Raw genomic sequence first — 18857 nt, forward strand, 5'->3', positions numbered from 1 at the left:
ATGTTAAAAAATATAGGCTAAATAAAAAATTACATAAAGGAGGTTTATCCATGACCTTATTTGAAGATCCGGCATATGCCAGCAGAATGCTGACACTGTTGACATTATCATTTCATATTATTTATGCCACAATCGGTGTCGGTGTTCCCCTGATGATTATGATTGCTCAGTGGATCGGAATTAAAAACAACGATAATCATTATCTGTTGATGGCAAGACGCTGGGCGAAAGGATTTGTTGTTACCGTTGCTGTCGGGGTAGTGACAGGGACCATCATTGGCCTTCAGTTATCCCTGCTTTGGCCAAGCTTTATGGAACTAGCAGGAAATATTATTGCCATGCCATTATTTATGGAAGTATTCGCCTTTTTCTTTGAAGCCATTTTCTTAGGAATTTATTTATATACCTGGGATCGCTTTGATAATCCGAAAAAGCATTTGCTTTTGTTAATTCCGGTAGCTGTCGGCGGCGGAATGTCAGCTTACTTTATTACTGTGGTGAACTCATTTATGAACAGTCCTGCTGGCTTTGATATCATTGGCGGAGAACTTGTCAATGCAAATCCGCTGCTTGCCATGTTTACTGTATCCATGCCGACCAAGGTTGCTCACGTGCTGTCTACAGCCTATATGACCATTGCCTTTATGTTTGCTGCTATCGCGGCATTCCGGTTGCTTCAGAAGAAAAACCAGGAATATCACAAAAAATCCTTGCATATGGCCATGAAGATTGGTTTAATCTTTGCGGTTGCAACAGCTTTAATTGGTGATTTATCCGGTAAATACTTAGCCGCATATCAGCCTGAGAAGCTGGCTGCTGCTGAATGGCATTTTGAAACAACAACTGAAGCGCCACTGGTGATGTGGGGAGTGCTTGGAGAAGATAATGAAGCCAAATATGCTCTGCATGTTCCTTATGCATTAAGTATTCTTGCACATGGGCTGCCTAATTCAGAAGTAATTGGACTGGAGGAGTTTCCGGCTGATGAACGGCCTCCACTTGTTATCCATTATTTCTTTGATACGATGGTAACAATCGGAATGTTTATGATTGCCTTATCCTTGCTTTATTGGTTTGGAATGCGGAGAAAATGGGCTTTCGTTGAAAAAACATGGTATCGCTGGCTGATTGTTGCAGGCGGCCCGCTTTCCTTCTTAGCTATTGAAGCAGGCTGGTGGATGGCTGAAGTCGGCCGTCAGCCTTGGATTCTGAGGGGGCTGATGACGATTGAAGAAGCCGCTACAACAAGTGACTATGTCGGCTGGATGTTTGTGTTATTTGCAGTTCTTTACTTTATTCTCGGGGTCGGCACAGTTGTTGTATTAAGTTACATGTTCCGAAAAAATCCTGTAGAAAAGGATTTGGAGCGCATGCAAGGTGGTGAGTCGTCATGATATTAGAAATTGTCGGTATTTCCGTCCTCTGGTTATTCTTATTCGGTTATATCATTGTTGGATCAATCGATTACGGTGCAGGTTTTTTTAATGCCTATAGTATTGTTACAGGGAGACAGCATATTCTCTCTAAAATCATTCAGCGTTATCTGTCACCAGTATGGGAGGTAACCAATGTATTCTTTGTCTTCTTTTTTGTCGGGATTGTCGGCTTCTTCCCGCAATCTGCTTACTACTTCGGAACCATTTTACTGATTCCGGGAAGCTTAGCATTGATTTTATTAGCAATCCGCGGCTCTTACTATGCATTTGAATCCTATGGAAAGCAGGGGCATAAGGGCTATGCCATTATGTACGGTTTATCCGGTTTACTTATTCCTGCTTCTCTGTCGATTGTTTTGACCATCTCTGAGGGCGGCTTTGTATTTATGGAAGACGGAAATCCAGTTTTAGATTACGGTGCTTTGTTCTATAGCCCATTAACCTGGTCAATTGTTGTTTTGAGCATTGCAGCTGTTCTTTATATATCTGCAGTCTTCTTAACCTGGTACGCAAATGAAACCGGTGATAAAGATGCAACGAATTTAATGAGAAAGTACGCACTAAGCTGGTCTGTTCCTTTGATTATTGCCGCTTCCGGAATCATTGTGGAACTTTATTTTCATAATGAAACTCATTTTGAAAATCTTTTGAGTCTCTGGTGGATGTTCGCTGTTTCCTTTGTTCTGTGGATATTAACCGTTGTTCTAATTTGGAAGCGCCGAAACTACGGAACTGCTTTCTGGCTTCTTACCGGGCAATTTGCTTTTGCATTCTTCGGTTACGGAATTGCTCATTATCCATATCTTTTGTACCCTCATATCAGTATCCATGAAGGGTTTACAAATCCGGCAATGGCAATCTCGCTTATCGTTGTCTTTATCTTAGGTATGGCACTCTTGATTCCATCACTTTATCTATTGTTAAAGCTGTTCCTGTTTGATAAAAACTATATTAAAGGAAAGAAGTGATCAAATGTTAAATCAATTTCTGATTTTCATCGCCCCTTTCATTGTCCTGATTGCAGCAATTGCTTTTGCATTTGTCGCTGCGGCAAAGGATAGATAATTGAAAACTCCGCGATCTATTCTGATTTAGAATGAATCGCGGAGTTTCTATTTAAAATGCTAACTGCTGACTTTCAAGTTCCTTCATCGCCTTAAAATAACCATTTTCTTTTCCCATCAGCTCCGTGTACGTGCCTTGTTCAACAATTTCTCCCTGATTCATGACAATAATCCGGTCCATACTTTCCAGGCCAGTTAAACGATGCCTGATGGTCACAACAGTCTGATATTTTGTTACCTTTTCGATTTCATTCATAATTTGCTGCTCCGTAATCGAATCAAGAGATGACGTCGGCTCGTCCAGCAGCCAAATAGAAGCTTCCCTTAAAAACAAACGGGCAAGAGCAAGACGCTGTTTTTCCCCGCCTGACAGATTTGTTCCCTTTTCCAGCACCTGATCTTCTAAAGAAAAATGAGTCAATTGAACCTTTTCTAAAGCGTCCCGGCATATTTCTGCACTGGCATTTCTATTAGCAAATCGTAAATTTTCATAAATACTCCCATAGAAAAAGTGATTATGCTGGAGCGATACATTCATTTGCTCCCATAAGCTGTCGGGGGCAATGGTATTTATATCCTCACCGTTCACTAAGATATGCCCGGATTTAACTGGTGCAAAGGTAAGCAGTGCTTGCATCAATGTTGATTTCCCAGAACCGCTGGGTCCAACAATAGCAATATTCTTTCCTGGTTTTATTTGCAAGGAGGCATGCTGTACTGCAGGTTTCTTTTCATTTGGATATTGAATAAAAACATCCTTAAAGTCAAAATGAAGCGGGAGATCTGGTTCCAATTCTTGTACTGCCACTTTGGAAGGTTCCTCATTTTCCCAAACTTCAATAAGCCGTTTAGAGGAGGATTTACTTTCCTCTAAATGAGCTGGGAGTACAGCCATGGATGGTGTATCTTCAAATACAGTAATAGCAATCATAAACAGCATGGCTAACAGCGTTCCGGCAAGATTTCCTTCTGCTACATAAAATCCGGCCTGTACTAAAATAATTATCGCGATAAAAAAAGAAAAGAAAATAACAATTGCTTCCCGAATAGCAAGCTGACGATTCTCGCTTGCCTTCATTTCTTCATATTGATTCATCTCATCAAACAACTGCTGCTCTTTTCTTTCAGCTTGTTGAAAGATCGTTAATTCCCGAAAACCATATAGATAGTCTGTAAATTCCGAAGACAGTACACCTCTTTTTTCCCGCATAGACAATGCTGCCTTTTTCTGAATCATATAAAATATTGCTGGAAAAACAATTAGCACCACAATCATACCGGCTGACATTGTAAGTGCCACTCCAGCAGATATATACATCGTAAAGAAAATAGTAGCTATAAAAACAGCTGCTAATACAATAGGTGGATAGAATACACGCAAAAAGAAATGCTGCAAGGACTCGACATCCCCTACAATCCTGGCTAAAATGTCTCCACTTCGGTATTTTTGTAAAAGTCTGCTTGCCAACGGCTCTATTTGATCATAAACCTTTAAGCGGATATTTTTTAAAATGGTAAACGTTCCACGATGGGAAAAATAACGCTCCCCATACCTGCTTATTGCCGATGTAATCCCCAAGAGCTTTACACTTGCTACAAGAATCATCAAAGTATAAATTGGCGGTGCAAAAGCGGCTTGTGAGATTAAATATCCGCTTGCTGCAAACAGGGAGACCGCAGTAATACCTGCTAGAAATCCAAAGAAGACTGAGAAAAGAATATCCTTTTTTTCTTTCAGCATCATTTTCAATACCAGACTGATATCCTTCATGCTTCTCTCCCCCCTTGCTGTGTATTTATCATTTGCTGATACATTTTATTATTTTTATAAAGTTCGTTATGTGTTCCTTCACCAGCTATTTTCCCTTGATCCAGGAGAAAAATTTTATCAGCATTCCGGACAGTATGAAGACGATGGGCAACCGTAACCATTGTGGCTTGATTTTTTAAAGAATCCAATGATCTTTGTAAAATATGCTCTGTTTGAATATCTAAGCCTGTTGTCGGTTCATCAAAGAAAAGAATCTGTGGCTTTTTCAAAAGTGTTCTCGCAATCGCAATCCGCTGCTTCTCCCCTCCTGATAAACCTCTGCCTCCTTCTCCAATAATTGTATCTAATCCAAACGGCAAGTCCGATATCCAATCCCATATCCCGGCACGGTCTGCAACCTCCCGAATCTCCTGATCACTTTGCTTTTCCAGAGAGCCGAGCAATATATTTTCCCGTACAGTTCCAGAAAAAACATATGGCTGCTGTGTAAGGTAGCTGATTCTTTGAAACCAATCTGCTTTTTGTACCTTCTCCTGTGGAATACCGTCAATCAGAAATTTTCCATCTTCAGCAGGCAGGAAACCGGCGAGCAAACCGAGTAGTGTGGACTTTCCTGCACCTGTTTTCCCGATAATTGCAACCTGCTCATAAGGTGAAATCGTCATAGAAGCTGGTTCTAACCGAAATCTCCCCTGCTCATAATGGAATGAAGCTTGTTCAAGTATTATTTCTGGAGCTTTATCTGATTTTAATGGTACAGTGCCCCAAGAAACTGGCTTGGTCTCTTCTTTGAGTACATCCTCAACTCGCGATGCTGCCCCCATACTTGCACGCCCGGAATGAAACGCAGAGCCCAGCTGCTTCAATTGGCTGAACAGCTCTGGTGCAAGAAGTAATACAAAAAAACCGCTAAAAAAGCTGAGATTTTGGAAGATAATCATCCGAATAGCGATTTCCAGTGCAATTAAGCCGATACTTAGCATGGAAATAAATTCCAGTGATAAGGAATTCGTAAATGCAACCTTTAAAACACCCATGGTTGCATCCCGAAAACTTGTGCTGTCCTGATTAATTTTATTTCTCTGTCCATCGGACTGACCAAATAACTTAACCGTCGGAAGCCCCTGCAACGTATCGAGAAAAGTTCCTGAAAAGGCGGCTAATTGTGATAGCTGTTCCTTTGATTTATCTTTTGTTTTCACACCAATAATCATCATAAATATTGGGATAAATGGCGCTGAAATAAGGATAATCAATCCGCTTGTCCAATTTTGAATAAAAATAACAATCCATACAATCAGAACAATGCCAGCAGATTGAATAAGCTGCGGAAGATATTGACTAAAGTATCCATCTATTTCATCTACTGTATCCATAAACAAGCTTGTCTTCTGTCCGGATTGACCTTTATCCGCATCTGTCATTTGCTGACCGTTAAAATGTTGGAGCAGCTTTTTCCGTATAGAGACCTTCGCAATCTGCGCCATTTTAATGCCGGATCCTTTTATCATATACTGAAAAATAGTCCGTAATAAAAGCATACCAATCAATATAAAAACTGCCGGAAGAATAGATGGAAAAGCAGCATTATTCAGAAACAGCTTCTGAATAACCGTAACAACCAGATAGCTCTGCCCTACAATAGCTAACGCCATACAAATTGATGCAGCTCCCATCCACATCGTCCTGTTCCGAAAGTCTTTCATAAATTCCTTTAACAACTGACCACCACCTTCAAAGCTGACATCATAAATATGAATACATCTTATATCCCATTATACAACAGCAGGCTTCCTATAGCTCATCACACAGCCAGCTGACTCAAAGCAAATGAACATTCTATGAACATCAGAATTGTAGAGTTTTTTCATAAAACACATATATTAACCTATATACAACTGTCCCATGTTTATTGAGACAAGAAAATGATTTACAGGAGTGTCATACCATGTCTAATTTCTTCCTTAACACACCCGCAAATTTCAATACGAACGAAAAAGGCCTTGGAGACAAATTACTTTATTATGGCGGAGTAGTTACTACATTGGGAAGTATTATGTCCCTCGTCGGCTCAACAATTTTATACAACGAAGATATAGAAGAAACTGCGTTCGAAGAAAACGCACCTGTTACGAACCGGCAACTTGTTGAAATGCAGCAACAGATTGCGCTGCTGCAGCAAAAAATAGATCGGCTGGAGAATCAAGGGCAGTGAATCGCCAAACTCTGTCCTTGATCTGCCTATTAATATAGTTTTGCTTATTTTTTTATTCCATCTTTTTTTCTCTTCCCATCCTGCAATTCGAAAGCAGCAGACAGTTTTCACATAAAGGCGTCTTCTTACAATATTGTTTTCCATGCTCCACAATTAATGCGTGAAATTCCTGATGCATTTCTAAGTCATGAGGGAATAATTTTTCTACTTCTATTTTAAAAGCATGGTATGTTTTAGGAAGAGGATAGCCGAGTCGCTGAAATAATCTGACCGCATAGTTGTCCGCAATAAACCCGGGCTTCTTAAAAGCATAGAGCATCATTGCATCTGCTGTTTCTTCTCCAATACCATGAACAGCTAATAATTCTTTACGGAGAACAGCCGGATCAACCTTTTGGACTTCTTCTATCTGAAAATCATATTTTTGAAACCATTGCAGCCAAGCTTTAACCTTCTTTGCCTTCATTCGGTAGAAGCCGCTTGGACGTATTTTTTCGGCAAGCTCTGCTTCCTTCATCTGCATTATTTTTCCGGCAGTTATATTTCCCCCTAGATTCCCTAAAGCTAACTCGACATTTTTCCAATTAGTCCGTTGAACTAAAATAGCACTAATCAGCATTTGGAAATCCGAAGCGGCCGGCCACCACCCTTGGGGACCATAGTAATGAAATAATTTACGATACAATTCCGTATAACTTATTTTTTCAATCATCTAAAACTCCTCTATATCTATAATGTGATAGTCTTGTAAAGCTGATTTCTTTTCTAATCAGCCTGAGCGAGATACAATTACAATACATTTACGAAAGAAATGGAGAACAACTATGAAATCTGTTCACACTGATATTATACAATTCCGGGGAAGCCATTATCAATTCGGACTTTTTCAAGCGGATAAACTAAAAAACTCTCCTATACTTGAATCCAGGAAAATATTGCTTAGTAAACGATGGAGAAACTTTCTTGTCGATGAAGAAGAAGTGGAAGCTGTATTCAAAACATTTTCTCCAGCTATTTGGGAAGAGCTGCAAGGATTAAGCGACGGATTAGGTATTCCCTGGAATGACGCTGTTCGGGAATTTGGCGGCTACTATTATGAATACGGCCGCAGTGGCTGTTCTATCAATACAAAGCAGGATTTTCTGGTACGGAATTATGATAACGCCCCTAATTCCTATGAAGGGCGTTATGTATTATACGCACCATCTGATACGGGATATGCCAGTGCAGGCCCTTCCATGCAAATTACTGGACGCACTGATGGGATAAATGAAAAAGGACTGACCATGGGCTATAATTTCGTCAACCGTAAAAAATCTGGTGACGGCTTTGTCTGTAATATGATTGGCAGGCTGATTTTAGAAAACTGTGCCACAGTGGAAGAAGCCGTTCAATTATTACGTGATGTACCTCACCGTAATACCTTCAACTATGTGTTATTAGATACATCCGGAAAATCACTTGTCGTCGAAGTATCTCCTCGCTCTTTCTTTGTCCGGGAAGACAATAGCTGTACCAACCATTTCAATGCATTAACAGAAGAAAACCGGTACCGTTCAGATGAATCAATGGAAAGACTGGAGAGAATAATAACAAAACAGAAGGATGCTCATACACCTTATGAAGCGTTTCGCATGTTAAATGATATCGAACACGGAATCTTTTCTGAAAAATACGGAGCATGGGCAGGAACATTGCATACAGCTCTTTATTTACCGAAAGCACTTTCTGCATGGATTGCATTGGGAGGCAATCGTCAGCCATTTATTTTCTCCTTTAAAAAATGGCTGCAGGGTAATAAATTACATGCAACAAAGATAAAAGGGCTTATCAATGCTACAGATACATTTATTAACACGTAAGAGCCTTTGCTGCAATCATTTCAATGGCTTTACAATTGAGTTAGAAAGGATTATTCTATCTACAAAGGAAAAGTTAATACAAGCAGCCAGCAACCTATGGTTTTTGACACCAACTGGCTATCTATGAGGAGGACAAACAGATGATAATGAAAAAAACATTAACCCTTGCTGGTTCTGATTCTAGCGGTGGAGCAGGAATTGCAGCCGATTTAAAAACCTTTCAGGAGCATAATGTGTATGGTATGACAGCTTTAACGTCCATCGTGACAATGGATCCGCAAGGCTGGAGCCACCATGTCACACCAATCGACGTAGACGTAGTAGAAAAACAGCTTAATACCATTCTTTCTGTCGGCGTAGATGCAATGAAATCCGGAATGCTCGGTTCTGTTGATATCATTAATTTAGGAGCAAGAAAAATTGATGAATACAACATTGAGAAATATGTTCTGGATCCTGTCATGGTATGTAAAGGTGAAGATGAGGTGCTTCAGCCGGAAAATACAGATGCAATGCGAGAAGAATTACTTCCCCGTTCTTTAGTGGTTACTCCTAATCTGTTTGAAGCAGCACAATTAGCCCAGATGGCTCCAATAAAAACCATTAACCAAATGAAAGAAGCGGCTAAAAAAATTCATGCAATAGGTGCAAAAAATGTTGTCGTTAAAGGAGGAAAACAGCTGGAGCATGATAAAGCTGTCGATTTATTCTATGATGGAGCAAACTTTGACCTATTGGAAAGTGAAAAAATTGACACTACTTATAATCATGGAGCAGGCTGTACATTTGCTGCGGCAATCACGGCAAATTTAGCCCATGGAGTAGATGTTCATGATGCTGTTAAAGCAGCTAAAACCTTTGTTGCTGCAGCTATTGCAAACGGCTGGAAATTAAATGAATATGTTGGACCTGTTATGCACGGTGCTTACAACAAAACGGACAGTAAGAAAGTAGAAGTATTCAGCGTATAATAAAAAGACCTTAGAACAAGCGTTCTAAGGTCTTTTTATTATCTATCCCGGTCATGGATAAAGAATGTCAATATCAGCGCAATAATAGAAATAATTCCTGTGACAAGGAAGGAAACATTGACACCATGCACCATACCTTCAATACCCTGTTCAGGAATAGATGCTGTAGACATAATTGTGATAGGCAATGCCGTTCCAATTGCTCCTGCAACCTGTCTCAAAGTATTATTTACTGCTGTACCATGAGAAATATATTTTTCTGGCAATGCATTTAATCCTGCTGTTGTTACAGGCATCATCGCCATGGCCACCCCAAGCATTCTTAATGCATGGATTGTTGCAATAAAGGCAAAACTTGTTTCTGGCGTCAATGTACTCAGCATAAATGTGGTCCCGACAATCAGTACCAAACCAATCATTGCTAAATATCTTGCTCCATAACGATCAAAAAGCCTTCCGGTAATCGGGTTCATTATCCCTTGGATGATGGCTCCTCCCAGCAATGCCAGTCCGGAATGGAAAGCATTGAATCCCAGCATCTGCTGCATATAAAGCGGCAGGATAACAGCAGCTCCGATCATCGTCATAAATGTAACCATACCTAATACTGTAGTAACTGTAAATATTTGATACTTAAATACACGGAATTCAAGTATTGGCGATTTTAAATGCATCTGTCTGATAATAAACCAAGCCAGCATAACTCCGCCAATGACTAAGGAACCAATGACCTGATAACTTATCCAGCCTGCATTTCCAGCAGTACTAAACCCATAGAGAATACCACCGAAACCTAGTGTAGATAATAGAATAGATAACTTATCCAATTCAGGGAAGGTTCGTTTCGTCACATTTTTAAGTAAAAAGTAAGCGATAATTATGTTTAAAATAGCAATTGGCAGTACCATGAAGAATAAAGTCCTCCAAGGGAAATGCTCTACTATATAACCAGACAGCGTCGGTCCAATGGCCGGTGCGAAGGAAATAACTAAACCAAACATCCCCATTGCGCTGCCCCGTTTTTCTTTTGGATAAATCAAAATTAAAATGGTTTGCATCAGCGGCATCATAATTCCGGCGCCGGCTGCCTGCAAAACACGCCCTGTTAAAAGTGATAAAAATTCTGGTGCAATCCCACAAATAAGTGTACCTGCCGTAAACAGAGACATAGCAGTTAAAAATAAAGTGCGTGTCGTAAATGTACCGATTAAAAAAGCAGTTATCGGAATCATAATACCATTTACGAGCATAAATGCGGATTGCAGCCATTGGACAGTATTCGCATCAAGATCTAAATCGGACATAATATGCGGCAATGCTGTTCCTAATAAGGTCTGATTCAAAATGGCTACAAACGCTCCAGATAATAAAACAACTAGAATCGGCACACGGCTTGTACTTTTCGTTTCCGGCAGTGAACCATTATTCTCATCCATTTACAACCCCTCTTTCGTTAAGCATATATTCTGAAAAAATCTATATTCATCCATCAATCGGTGAATCGTCGATTTTCTTATATATAGTTCTTTCCCATTTTCACCTCATCGTAAATCAGTTTTTAAGAAAATTGCTTAGTCTATAAGACTTTAGTGTTCTTGCAAAGGAGATATCCGCCCCAACATTATTATATTCTTTCTTATTCTTTTAAAAAATTATTTTACGAGTATAAAAACAGACAAAACCGGTGACTGTAAAATCACCGGCGTAAAATTATTTCTGTAAAGTATCACACCAACTGACAAAGTTGTGAACAACAGAATCAAGAAAATCAATTGTTTGTTCATCAGTCAGATTCCCTTGCTCATCTACCTTGTTCTGAACGGAACCAATTAATACTTCGTTTCCCGGCAGGGTTAATACCCCAACTCCGCGAGAGTTTAAAATTTGACGAAGCTGTAATTGAGCTTTCACTGTACCAAGAGCTCCCATAGAAGCTCCAACAATCATTCCGGGTTTGTTTACCAGTACTAAATCAACACGTGAGAACCAGTCAATTGCATTTTTTAACATTCCCGAAATAGAACCATTATATTCAGGTGTAGCAAATAAAACTGCATCACTTTCTTTAATACGCTCCCTTAATTCTTTTACAATCTCAGGCGGATTTAATTCTTCATCCTGATTATAAAAAGGCAGCTTTTCTATCGGTAAAATATTAATTTCAATTTTATCCTGATAACGATCCTTCATATATTTAACAAGTTGTTTGTTATAAGATTCTGCGCGATTACTTCCAATCATTGCTGTAACTTTCATCTGTATACCTCCAATATGTCTGCTGTAATTATGTTATGTTTATCACAAATACTTATCGATTGATTTTAAACACAATTAATATTATTACCATAATGATTTATCTACCTCAAGAAATCTGCTCAGGAATTTCCAGCATATATGCAGGATAAATAATAAATCTTTACCAAAAGGCACAAACAACTTTAAGCAAATCGCGCTTCTTCATCAGCAATTACTAAGAGTATTTCATTAAAAGCTTCCATATTTCAATAAGAAAAACTAAGGAAATGACTTGGTCTTTAAAATACTGGTATTCTTGCCAAAAAGATTTCCACTCCAGCATTTTTATATATTCTTGTATAAAAAAGACTCCTATCAAGAAATCCTTCAAGAGAGGATGCTTCTATCCCCTTGGAATGCTTTCTCAATAAGAGTTATTTTATCACATTATTAATAATAGAAGAATAGTGTATCCTCCTACTAAGTGAAATTACATTGTTTAAAAGAACCAATTACGTTTCCGGTTAGAACAGCAAGGACGCTTTCTTTCACATGAACAGTCTCTGGAACCTCTGTTATTTTCTTTCCGACAATGGTTAGAGTGGTTTCCACAATTGTTTCCATTCCCGCCATTGTTAGAACCACCTACTCTGCGACAATTGCTTGAATTGTTTACATCACTGCCACAATCGTAATTCTCAACAACCGTTTCGTTCACATTGGATTCTCTAACTGGATAATAGTTTTCATTTCGAATAATAGTGCGGTGCACATTTTTAATTTCAGTTGGATGAATGTTTTTTACAGTCTTTACACTTTTGCTGTGACGTACCTCATGTCTTGTTGGATGAACACGGACTTCCTCATCCCTGTTAGAATTACGGCAACGGCTGCATTGACAGTTATTTTGGCTCATTTGAACTCCCTCCTTTCCAATGCATAATACATCTTATGAAAAGAAGTGGATTTGTCCTACACAAATAACTATTAAAACAATAAATGTACGTTTTTTCTATATTATTGTACCGTTCCGCTTCATCGTTATAAATTCCATATCTTTATATTGAAATTGGTGCTCTTTGATAAAATTATTCTTTTCATATAAGCGGATTGCCCTTTTATTAAAAGAAGCGACAGTAAGCCTGATTGGCTTTCCATTGTACTCCAGCTCAATAAAGTGAAGGATCCGTTTTAGAAACTGATCTCCATGTCCTTTTCCCGTCAAAACAGGATTCATTCCCAAGCCCAAATCCACACAGTCTTCTATATATACAGCGTTTCTTTCTCCGGCTGGGATTTTTGCTGAACGGCCGGTACAAAAGAAACCAATTAATTTATATGATGAGTCTACTATTGCATAATAGCTGCCGCCAAGCAGTTCAACAATGGCGCTAGTTGTTAATACATTGTTATAAAAATCATATGGCTTTTCGTACTTCCAGCAAAGTGCCTCAACTGCATATTTTTGTGTCATTCGAGCAATATGTATATCCATTAAGCATCCCCACTTTCCCTTTAGCCTACCTTTATTATTCCATAATTTTCTGAAGAGGGGAATATAGAATTTCATCAGCTATATTATTTTCTTTTCAATTCAAAAAAACAAGCAGAAGGATTTCTTCTGCTTGTTTCACGTCATCATCTATAAAATAACTTCTTTTAATGGCATACAACATCATTTCTGTCTGTTAAGCAGTCTTTTGTGGTGTTTTTATAAATAAAGATATTATAAAAACAAGTCCCACAAACACGATAAGCAAGTTAAAACCGTTTTGTATACCAAAAGATTGCGACACAGTTCCAACTACCCAGCCGATAAGTGCTCCTCCAAGGCCGGAAGCTACATAAATCAAACCTTGCAACGAACCGATTTTATCTGTGATTTTCGCTCCAATTCCTTGTGCCGTCGGGAAGAGAACTGATAAAGCAAGTCCAAATATCATTGCTATATAAGCAAACTCGGTGATAAATAAACGTGTAATAATAATCGCAATTAACGCCATCAATGAAAAAGTAACCAAGGTACGTTTTTCTCCAAATTTGTAACTGATATACCCTCCTGCAAAACGTCCTAAAGTAAACAGGATGGAAAAGCTGGCGATAACATAAGCAGCAATTTCCGCTTTTTGCGCAGCGTCCATTCCGCCAATATCCAGAGAAGTATAGAAAATCGGGAAGAAATTAAGAAATCCTGCTTCCGCTGCTACATAGAAAAGAATGAATAAAATAACAAGCATAACCTGTCTATCTGCAAAGAGACTCATAAAGCTTTTTAGGTTTATCTCTTCTCCCTGCTCCACCTTTTCGTTTTCCAATGATAATAGGACAAGAATAATCAATGCCACTAAAACTGCAACCCCAGCATAGAAGAAGCGCCAGCTGATATTATTTGCAAACATCGCATTAAGAATAAGTGGTGTAAAAATCATCCCCATTCCAAACAAAGCATTCGCCAGATTAAAAATGGCCCCCGCTTTACTCTGGAAAAAGGTAGGTATAATCGTAGCAACAGAAACGGTCATAGCACCAATTCCGACACCCACCACCAGATAAAAGCCTAAGAAAAATGCAACAGAGAAAGCAAAGCTTGTACCCGCAAGTCCTATAATCATACTAATTGTACCTGCTAACATCATAAATTTGATGCCTTTTTTATCTACAACAAACCCTGCTATTAAACTGGCTAACAAAAAGCCGATTTGAAAGATAGATACCATTGTTCCTACCTGACCAATATCCAGATTGATATCTGACTGAACCTTTTCTAATACAATCCCTTTCGTATTTTGGATTCCTCCAAGAATAAACATTGTTGTAAATATGAGAATAAATGCTTTCACGCGTTGTCTGCTGTTACTCATTAGCTGTTATCTCCTCTCCGGTATTGGCCAATGGCATGAAATAATTCTCGGTCTGCCCAGCCATAACAATAATAAATCAATTCATCTGCTTCACTTTCATCAGCTGCTTTCACTGCCTCGACCAGCTTTTCGGATTCAATATTCCACATTTGAATACCGCTGAATATATGCGTGTCGGGCTGTGATTTTTTGCGTGCCAGCTTATTTTGCTCAGCAACAAAGCGAATTGGAAATCCCTCTTTTTTAAACTGGCTGTAAGATAAGTCGTCATATAAACCAAATAGTCTGTTAAATGCTTTAAAAGCATTTTCTGATTCATTTGAGTCATCAGCAAAATAGTCTATCATTCCTTGTACATCTGCACCGCCTCCTAATTTGTGATACGGAAAATGCTTGAGGCTCGAGGAATATCTTGTTAATTGGGAATAATCCTGCCCTAAGATCCAGCTGTATGCCGGCGGCCACAAATCAAGCAAAAATGCAAAACGATTATCTACCTGCTTCAAGCGCTGTGTAAGATTTGCAATAAATGTTGTAACACTATTTTGTCTAAAACGATGCCAATCCTTTAAGCTTTGATCTTGAGTTAATATATCTACAACCTGATTAAATTGTTTATCTTTCAATAAAGCTCTTATTTCAGCTAATTTTTCTTTTATATCATCTATATTCAGATTTCTAGCAGACATTTTCTTTTCACAATGAGGGCAGAAGCAAGTTAAAAGTCCCCGCGGATCAACCTTCTCCCCTGCCCAATCAGGATAACGAATGCGGTCAATCATATAGGTGGTATAACCATAACGCTGATAAGTATCTGTAAATACTTTTTCCCAAAAATCAATAACATCTGGTGCATTAGGACACAGCCATTTTTCTACTGCTATTCCTTGATCATCAACCACCAAATTATCTTGAATTGCTGTTCCTGTAAAATCACCATTTAAAATATTTGCCCATGGAATAATTTGAATATCCGTTTCTGTCATTTCATTTTTCAAAATCATTAATGGATCTGCATCAGATGTCAACCCAGTATTTCGCTTTTGATCAATCGCCTCTCCCTTATAGGAAGGCAAAATGACATGCATTTCTCCTTTTCCCTGCACAAATTTATGCTTCGGATTATGTGGAAGAACTCCAATAGGATAAGGATTCCTTTCAAAAATGGTATTCATTTGCGGAAAAATATAATTGATGTCTGTCATTTCTCCTATTAAATTCTTTATTTGCGTCACACCTTCGTCTAAAACATCATGTGGATGAATATGAATTCCTGCCATGTTTTTCTGCCTCCTTATTAATATAGCTGTGCATCCTTGATGAAATTAATAGATGGAAATACAGTGCTCAATCCTAAAACAGCTGCCCCATATAGTGGAGCCTGTTCCTTTAAGCTCGAGAGTTCTACTTGGACCTTTGTATTAGAGAAGGTCTGATTTGCGATTTTTTGATTTACATCCTCCAGGAAAAGCCCTGCAGATTTCGTAACACCTCCCATAAGTAAAACCTTTTCCGGGTTAATCACAGCATTAATATTTAAAATTCCTATTGCTAAATAGTCACTAAATTTATCAACAATATATTTTGCTGTAAGATCGCCCTGTGAAGCTAGCTTAAAAATAGCTTCAGGAGTGATCTTCTCTCCCTTTAACTTATGGTAGCTCTCTTCAATGCCGGAACCTGCACATAATATCTCAAAATAACCTTTATCCGTAGGAGCATACAGCTGTTCACGATTAAAGAGCATATAGCCAACTTCTCCAGCTGCATTATTCGCCCCGCGTATGATTTTCCCATCCATAAATAATGCTGAACCAGCTCCTGTTCCAAGGCCTATTAATACGGCACTGGATGAAGTTTGTGCTTCTTCCTTATACAGCTCACCGATTAAAGCTGCCCGAATATCATTTTCTATAACAATCTCGATTCCTGTTCTTTTATACAGCATTTCTTTTAAATGAAGGTTAGACCATTCAGGTAAATTCGGCGAACCTTCAAGGACGACGCCAGCTTTGTAATCAACAATCCCTGGAGTTGCTATGCTGATAACTTTCATTTTTTCCTTAGGAACTTGTTTTTCTGCTATAAACGCTTCAATATCTTCTGTAAGTGAATCGATAAATGCTTCACTGCTGTCTGTTTTATAGGTTGGCGTCTGATACTGTCCTAATATTTCTGCCTCCAGGTTAAACAGGCAGATATTAATTTTTGTTCCTCCAAGATCAACCGCAACTCCATAAAACGAATCTTTTGCAAAGCTGAGTTTGGTTCCTCTCCGACTAGTATCATCATCTTCTTTTTCATCAGTAACCAGCTGTTCATCTATCAGCTCAGAGACTATTTCTGAAACCGTCGCCTTCGTTATCCCGGACTCCTTTGAAATTTGAGCCCTTGTAAGCGGTCCCTCCTCGCGAATCGTATTCAATACAATTTCTTTATTCATTTTTCTGATCGTACTTGGCATATTTACAGACATAATCCTTCTCCTTGTTTATATTATAAACTTAAATTGTAAATAAAATTACTTTTTAAATTTGTAAGGGCTTTTATATTAGTTTAAAAATAAAAAACCAATCATTAAGTTTATTTTATGAACTTAATGATTGGTTGTCAATCTTTTTTTTATTTATTTTTTGATTAAAAGAAAATGTGTTCAGGTTTTACAGAGTTTTTACCGCCATGATCGAATTATCCTGAATAATTCCTGGTTCTGAAAAACCAAATGAAGCGTATAATGTTTTAGCTTTGATATTATCTGTATGGTAAAAGAGTGCTATATACTCTGCTTCTCCATAAGGCATTGCTTCAATATCCACCAACATTTTTTCAAAGGCAAGCTTGCCGTACCGTTTCCCCTGATAATGCTTGTCAATCATAATATGGTGAATAAAATAACTCTTCTTTCTGTAAAATGCTTCATTTTCAAATGATTCATGATCCAATGTATCATAAGAATACATCAAAAACCCTACCACAACATCATCAGCATAAATGGCGAATGGAATAGTTGGTTCCCCCTCTGCATTCAACACATAAGCATCTGCAATGTATCGTAGGTTAGTAGCCATGATAAAATCCTTTTGGGTTTCCCCCACTTCAAGCGCTATTACTTCGTCTATGTTATCCTCGGTTATTTTTCGTAATTCCATCATTTGTTTCTCCTCTTCACTTTATGACGCCCTTCCTGTATTGTAACGGTTCACATCTAATTCCATCTTGCAGGTATACAAGGTATGTCCGCTAATATTTTCTGTAAATTCAGAAATAATTTGAAATCCTTTTGTCTGGTAAAATGACATTCCTTTTTTATTATCTTTTTCCACATTCAAATGGATGAATGCTGGTGATAATTCATCAATCGCATATTCCAGCAGCTTTGTCCCCATTCCCTTTCCCTGCGTATCCGGGTACAAATAAATCGCATACAATATACTGACGCCCTCTTCTGACACAGGGCTGAAATTGGCAAATCCCTCAATTCGTTTATCAGATTCCATCACGTAAAGATGAGAATACTCGATTCGCTGCTGCATTGTTTTATTACTGTAGGATGAGTTTAAAAATTCATCCTGGATATCTCTTGGTATAATCCCCTCATATGTATCGTGCCAGCTTGTGTAAACAACATCTTGAATTGCAGTAAAGTCCTCTTTCTTCGCCGATCTCACTTTATAATCCAATCCCATCTCCCCTTTCAATACAATTTAAAAATATCCCAAGGTTCCCTATTTATTTTTTCTTCTTGGCATTCTCCTGCTCTACCATACCTCTTAAAATTGCTTTACCTGTCTCGGAACTGTCAATACCTCGTTTAACTCCTGCAGCTACAACAAAAAATAAAATAATAAACGGAAGAATAAATGCGATAAAGCTTAATAAGAAATCCAAAATACCATCTCCTTTTTCTTTTTATACTTATATTATAAAACTCATTTCCACTTAGTGATAGTTTTGTTATTGTGCTCTACTTGTCTCTATCGCTACAGAAGAAGGAATTTTCCGTTCAAAAAAATCTGTAAAACAAGGTAATGGTAATAATGTTACAATATTCACTATGATTGGGTATTTCAGTGACAAAATAAGGAAGGAATTTTAAAATATTACGGCTTATTTTTAATGGTTAACGGGCTGCTGATTATTGCTGCAATTATTTTATACATTGTTTACTCTTATTTTTATATGTAAGCAGGGCCAGTCCATTTATAAAAGAAATACAAACCAAGCATTTTGGCTGACTTGATTTGTATTTCTTTTTATATAAAGTGAAATTTCAATCAGGAGGTGTTCTCTTTTCCTCACTGATTGTTAGTACCAAAAGGCATGCACCTTAAGGTATGAACAAAAAGCGGCCTTCCTTAAGATCTCTGGGTCAGTCAGGCTATTACTGGCTGTTTGATCTCCCACTTAGAAGTCTTGATTTTTCTCCATCCTTGGAGCGGGCG

General features: G+C 38.3%; 19 protein-coding genes and 1 pseudogene. 6 read left to right on the top strand and 14 right to left on the bottom strand.

Annotation, left to right across the window (positions count from 1 at the left end; all coding sequences use genetic code 11):
• Nucleotides 1-50: 50 nt before the first annotated feature.
• Genes OSO01_RS02445 through cydS form a run of 3 tightly spaced genes read left to right on the top strand, consistent with a single transcriptional unit; the run spans nucleotide 51 to nucleotide 2501 of the window.
• A complete protein-coding gene (locus OSO01_RS02445; RefSeq protein ID WP_147208284.1) occupies nucleotides 51-1394 on the top strand; it encodes a cytochrome ubiquinol oxidase subunit I in 1344 nt (447 codons plus the stop codon).
• Entirely contained in the window at nucleotides 1391-2404 is a 1014-nt protein-coding gene (locus OSO01_RS02450; RefSeq protein WP_147208286.1) for a cytochrome d ubiquinol oxidase subunit II, read from the top strand. Before OSO01_RS02445 ends, OSO01_RS02450 begins: the two co-directional genes overlap by 4 nt.
• Before the next feature lie 4 nt (nucleotides 2405-2408).
• Complete coding sequence (gene cydS / locus OSO01_RS24050) at nucleotides 2409-2501, top strand: cytochrome bd oxidase small subunit CydS family protein (protein WP_371863279.1); 93 nt, start codon at nucleotides 2409-2411, stop codon at nucleotides 2499-2501.
• Nucleotides 2502-2552: 51 nt separating this feature from the next.
• Here the strand turns inward: cydS and cydC are convergent, their stop codons facing one another.
• Nucleotides 2553-4271 (bottom strand): thiol reductant ABC exporter subunit CydC, encoded by a 1719-nt coding sequence (gene cydC, locus OSO01_RS02455; RefSeq protein WP_147208288.1) that lies wholly within the window; start codon nucleotides 4269-4271, stop codon nucleotides 2553-2555.
• The gene (gene cydD / locus OSO01_RS02460) at nucleotides 4268-5992 is read right to left on the bottom strand and encodes a thiol reductant ABC exporter subunit CydD (protein ID WP_147208290.1); all 1725 of its coding nucleotides are present in this window, start codon (nucleotides 5990-5992) and stop codon (nucleotides 4268-4270) included. Before cydD ends, cydC begins: the two co-directional genes overlap by 4 nt.
• A 227-nt stretch (nucleotides 5993-6219) precedes the next feature.
• Here cydD and OSO01_RS02465 point away from each other — a divergent pair, with 227 nt between their 5' ends.
• Nucleotides 6220-6486, top strand: coding sequence for a hypothetical protein (locus tag OSO01_RS02465; RefSeq protein WP_147208292.1), 267 nt, complete (start codon nucleotides 6220-6222; stop codon nucleotides 6484-6486).
• A gap of 52 nt (nucleotides 6487-6538) precedes the next feature.
• Here the strand turns inward: OSO01_RS02465 and OSO01_RS02470 are convergent, their stop codons facing one another.
• Nucleotides 6539-7198, bottom strand: a complete 660-nt coding sequence (locus OSO01_RS02470) for an endonuclease III domain-containing protein (protein ID WP_147208294.1) — start codon at nucleotides 7196-7198, stop codon at nucleotides 6539-6541.
• 112 nt (nucleotides 7199-7310) lie between these two features.
• On the opposite strand from OSO01_RS02470, the gene OSO01_RS02475 reads away from it, so the two are divergent.
• Complete coding sequence (locus tag OSO01_RS02475; protein WP_147208295.1) at nucleotides 7311-8348, top strand: C45 family autoproteolytic acyltransferase/hydrolase; 1038 nt, start codon at nucleotides 7311-7313, stop codon at nucleotides 8346-8348.
• Nucleotides 8349-8488: 140 nt separating this feature from the next.
• Complete coding sequence (gene pdxK / locus OSO01_RS02480; RefSeq protein ID WP_147208297.1) at nucleotides 8489-9319, top strand: pyridoxine/pyridoxal/pyridoxamine kinase; 831 nt, start codon at nucleotides 8489-8491, stop codon at nucleotides 9317-9319.
• A gap of 38 nt (nucleotides 9320-9357) precedes the next feature.
• Here pdxK and OSO01_RS02485 read toward each other — a convergent pair whose 3' ends face one another.
• The 11 genes and pseudogenes from OSO01_RS02485 to OSO01_RS23185 form a co-directional block, all read right to left on the bottom strand.
• Nucleotides 9358-10755 (bottom strand): DHA2 family efflux MFS transporter permease subunit, encoded by a 1398-nt coding sequence (locus OSO01_RS02485; RefSeq protein ID WP_147208299.1) that lies wholly within the window; start codon nucleotides 10753-10755, stop codon nucleotides 9358-9360.
• 274 nt (nucleotides 10756-11029) lie between these two features.
• The gene (locus OSO01_RS02490; RefSeq protein ID WP_147208301.1) at nucleotides 11030-11575 is read right to left on the bottom strand and encodes an NADPH-dependent FMN reductase; all 546 of its coding nucleotides are present in this window, start codon (nucleotides 11573-11575) and stop codon (nucleotides 11030-11032) included.
• A 459-nt stretch (nucleotides 11576-12034) separates the two neighbouring features.
• A complete protein-coding gene (locus tag OSO01_RS23615; protein WP_246145020.1) occupies nucleotides 12035-12187 on the bottom strand; it encodes a hypothetical protein in 153 nt (50 codons plus the stop codon).
• Nucleotides 12188-12236: 49 nt separating this feature from the next.
• Nucleotides 12237-12470 (bottom strand): annotated as a pseudogene (locus OSO01_RS23620) (CotD family spore coat protein); the annotation flags it as partial.
• A gap of 96 nt (nucleotides 12471-12566) precedes the next feature.
• Nucleotides 12567-13049, bottom strand: a complete 483-nt coding sequence (locus OSO01_RS02500) for a GNAT family N-acetyltransferase (protein WP_147208305.1) — start codon at nucleotides 13047-13049, stop codon at nucleotides 12567-12569.
• A gap of 193 nt (nucleotides 13050-13242) precedes the next feature.
• The gene (locus tag OSO01_RS02505; protein ID WP_147208307.1) at nucleotides 13243-14415 is read right to left on the bottom strand and encodes an MFS transporter; all 1173 of its coding nucleotides are present in this window, start codon (nucleotides 14413-14415) and stop codon (nucleotides 13243-13245) included.
• The gene (locus tag OSO01_RS02510) at nucleotides 14415-15695 is read right to left on the bottom strand and encodes a hypothetical protein (RefSeq protein ID WP_147208309.1); all 1281 of its coding nucleotides are present in this window, start codon (nucleotides 15693-15695) and stop codon (nucleotides 14415-14417) included. The genes OSO01_RS02505 and OSO01_RS02510 overlap by 1 nt, the downstream gene beginning before the upstream one ends.
• A gap of 17 nt (nucleotides 15696-15712) precedes the next feature.
• Nucleotides 15713-16891 carry an ROK family transcriptional regulator gene (locus OSO01_RS02515; RefSeq protein WP_147208310.1) on the bottom strand — a complete coding sequence of 393 codons (1179 nt, stop codon included), beginning with the start codon at nucleotides 16889-16891 and terminating at the stop codon, nucleotides 15713-15715.
• A gap of 184 nt (nucleotides 16892-17075) precedes the next feature.
• A complete protein-coding gene (locus OSO01_RS02520) occupies nucleotides 17076-17567 on the bottom strand; it encodes a GNAT family N-acetyltransferase (protein ID WP_147208312.1) in 492 nt (163 codons plus the stop codon).
• 18 nt (nucleotides 17568-17585) lie between these two features.
• On the bottom strand, nucleotides 17586-18095 hold the full coding sequence (locus OSO01_RS02525) for a GNAT family N-acetyltransferase (protein WP_246145009.1): 510 nt from the start codon (nucleotides 18093-18095) through the stop codon (nucleotides 17586-17588).
• A 49-nt stretch (nucleotides 18096-18144) separates the two neighbouring features.
• Nucleotides 18145-18303, bottom strand: coding sequence for a hypothetical protein (locus OSO01_RS23185; RefSeq protein WP_186813522.1), 159 nt, complete (start codon nucleotides 18301-18303; stop codon nucleotides 18145-18147).
• Between the last annotated feature and the right edge of the window lie 554 nt (nucleotides 18304-18857).

The organism is Oceanobacillus sojae (assembly GCF_007991515.1).
Lineage (GTDB): Bacteria > Bacillota > Bacilli > Bacillales > Amphibacillaceae > Oceanobacillus > Oceanobacillus sojae.